At 76.9% G+C, this 2,800-nt stretch carries 4 protein-coding genes; 2 read left to right on the top strand and 2 right to left on the bottom strand.

What is annotated here, in order from left to right; genetic code table 11:
• Both GTW40_RS14335 and GTW40_RS14330 read right to left on the bottom strand, forming a co-directional pair.
• Positions 1 to 316 (bottom strand): zf-HC2 domain-containing protein (locus GTW40_RS14335; RefSeq protein WP_202485878.1); only part of this gene is annotated, 316 nt, incomplete at its 3' end.
• On the bottom strand, positions 313 to 906 hold the full coding sequence (locus GTW40_RS14330) for an RNA polymerase sigma factor (protein ID WP_161180560.1): 594 nt from the start codon (positions 904 to 906) through the stop codon (positions 313 to 315). The genes GTW40_RS14330 and GTW40_RS14335, both read right to left, overlap by 4 nt.
• A gap of 325 nt (positions 907 to 1,231) precedes the next feature.
• Here GTW40_RS14330 and GTW40_RS14325 point away from each other — a divergent pair, with 325 nt between their 5' ends.
• Entirely contained in the window at positions 1,232 to 1,411 is a 180-nt protein-coding gene (locus GTW40_RS14325; RefSeq protein WP_343245697.1) for a hypothetical protein, read from the top strand.
• Positions 1,412 to 1,571: 160 nt separating this feature from the next.
• A partial coding sequence (locus tag GTW40_RS14320) for a 4-alpha-glucanotransferase (protein ID WP_161180561.1) occupies positions 1,572 to 2,800 on the top strand: 1,229 nt, incomplete at its 3' end.

Raw genomic sequence — 2,800 nt, 5'->3', positions numbered from 1 at the left:
GGCGGGGGGTCCGTAGGGGGTGGCCCGGGGTTTCCCTGACAGGGATCTCCCGTACGGGAGCGGTGACCGGCGTCGTACCCGGCGCGGGACGTGCGGCGGTCGCCGGGTTCGCCGCCAGCACCGCCGCCCGTACGTCCCCGAGGACCGCCCCCGCCGCCGTCGCCCGTACCGCCCCCGACACCCGGACCGCGCACCCCGCGCAGTGCTCCAGGTGCTTCTCCAGGGACCAGGCGTCGGGCTCGGGGAGGGTGTCGTCGGCGTAGCGCGCGGCGAGGGTGTCGGTGACGTGCCAGCCGGACGCGTCGTGCTTCGTCATGCCGTGCCTCCCAGCGGGGACGGGTTCAACTGGTCCAGTGCCGCCCGCAGTTCGACGCGGGCGCGCCGGGCGCGGGACTTGACGGTGCCCTCGGGTATCCCGAGCAGCCGGGCCGCCTCGCGGGTGCTGAGCCCGTCCACGACGGTCGCCCGCAGCACCTCGCGCAGCTCGGGGGAGATCCGGTCGAGCGCGGTGCCGACGTCGCCGTACTCGAGCCCGGCCAGCACGCGGTCCTCGGCGGAGGCCGTGGCGTACGGCGTCGCGGGCTCGTCCTCCAGCGGGGGTCCGACGAGCCGCGTGGCGCGTTCCTGGGCCCGCCGCGCGTCCACCAGCCGCCGCGCCGCGATGGTCCACAGCCAGCCGCCGGTCTCCTGACCCCGGTGCCCGGCGGCGGAGCGCCACACGGTGACGAAGGTGTCCTGGAGGACCTCCCGCACGGTCTCGGGGTCGGGGCAGCGCCGTGACAGCCGGGCGTGCAGCCAGCCGGCGTGCCGGTCGTACAGCTCGGCCATCGCCGCCGGATCACCTCCGGCGACGGCCCGCAGCAGCGCCGCGTCGTCCGTGGCGCCCTCTTCGCGGTGGCCCCTCATGGGGCGGAACAGTCTCACACCTCCTCTATCGACGGCCGGTGCGGCGGTGGATCACTCCGGATCACTCCGGATCGCTCCGGCGCGCGGAGGATCCGTACACCCGCGCGCCGGAGTGCGGTGGGAGTGTCGCCGCCGGGACGGGGTAGGGCTGCGGTAATCCGGCACAAACCCGTACCGAATCCGGCGCGGGCCCGTACCGGGGCCCGACACCGGGCTCCCCGGTCCGGACCCGTACCGGAGAACCCGTACCGACCGCCAGGAGGCATCCGTGGCCGTACCGGCTCACCCCGCTCTGCCCGCCCAGTGGAAACGCTCGCCGGAGACGGTGTCCCGGCCCGGCGCGGGACCGCGCGCGTTCAGCGCGGAGGGCGTCCGCGTGGAGACCCCGCTCACCAGCGAGCCCCCACTGCCCGACGCCGCCCCCCTGACCAGCGAGCCCCCGCTCGCCGACCTCGCCCCGCTGACCGAGGCCGACTGCCCGGTCGCCGACTGCGTGGGCCACTGAAGTGGGAGCGGCGGAGGACGACGCGCAGCGGAGTCACGCCGTGGGGGACGGGCCCGTAGGGGGCACCCCGGAGTCCACCCGGCCCCTACAGGACGACCCCGAGCCGAGCCGGGCCGCCCGGACCGCACAGGACGACCCCGCCCTCAGCCGGCTCGCCGGGCTGCACGGGGTCGCCGTCTCCTACAGCCCCTCCCCGGACCGTACGGTCCCGGTGCCCGCCACCGCCGTGGTCGCCGCGCTGGCCGCCCTCGGGGTGGACGCGACCGGCCCCGACGCGGTCCGCGCCGCGCTCGCCGTGCGGGAGCGCGAGCTGAGCGAACGGCTGCTGCCGCCGACGGTGGTCCGCTGGACGAGTACGCCGGGCGAGCGCACGAGCCAGGCGGCCGCGGAGTCGGCCACCCCCGACCGTCCCGACCCCTTCGCCACCCTGCCCCCCGGCACCCGTCTCCTCGTCACCACCGAGCAGGGCGAAGAGCGCGACACCGTCGACGACCTGCCCCCCGGCGTCCACCGCGTGACCGCCACCGCCCCCGACGGCCGCACCACCGACGCCCACCTCATCGTCGCCCCCGACCGTCTGCCCGTCCCCGTCACCCGCTCCTACGGCCTCCTCGCCCAGCTCTACTCCGTCCTCTCCCACCGCTCCTGGGGCATGGGCGACCTCGGTGACCTCGCCGAGCTGGCCGGTTGGGCGGGGCGTGCGGCCGGGGCCGGGTTCGTGCAGGTCAACCCGTTGCACGCGGCCGTACCGGGCGCGGGCTCCCCGACCGACCCCTCGCCGTACCGCCCCTCGTCCCGCCGCTTCCCGGACCCCGTCCATCTGCGGGTGGAGGACATCCCCGAGTACGCCTACGCCGACCTCCGCCGCCTCGGCGCCCTGCGCGAGCGGGCCGAGCGGCTGCGCGCCGACGTGCTCGACAAGGGCGCCCTGATCGACCGTGACGCGGTGTGGGAGCTGAAGCGAGAGGCCCTGGAACTGGTCGCGCGGGTCCCGCTGGGCCCGGGGCGGCAGACGGCGTACGACGCCTTCCGCGCCGAGGAGGGACAGGCGCTGGAGGACCACGCGACCTGGTACGCCCTGGCCGAGCGGCACGGCCCCGACTGGCGTTCCTGGCCGCCCGAGCTGCGCGACCCGCGCTCGGAGGAGACGGCGCGCGCCCGCGCGGAGCTGGCCCCCCGGGTTGAGTTCCACACCCGGCTCGCGTGGCTCACCGACCAGCAACTGCGGGCCGCCCAGCGGGCCGCGCGCGAGGCCGGGATGCCCGTCGGGATCGTGCACGACCTGGCCGTCGGCGTGCATCCGCAGGGCGCCGACGCCTGGGCGCAGCAGGACCACTTCGCCGCCGGAATGTCGGTCGGCGCCCCGCCCGACGCCTTCAACGCGCGCGG

This window comes from Streptomyces sp. SID4985, assembly GCF_009863025.1.
Lineage (GTDB): Bacteria > Actinomycetota > Actinomycetes > Streptomycetales > Streptomycetaceae > Streptomyces.
Note: the sequence above shows the minus strand (reverse complement) of the source record. Positions and strands in the feature narration are given on the sequence as shown.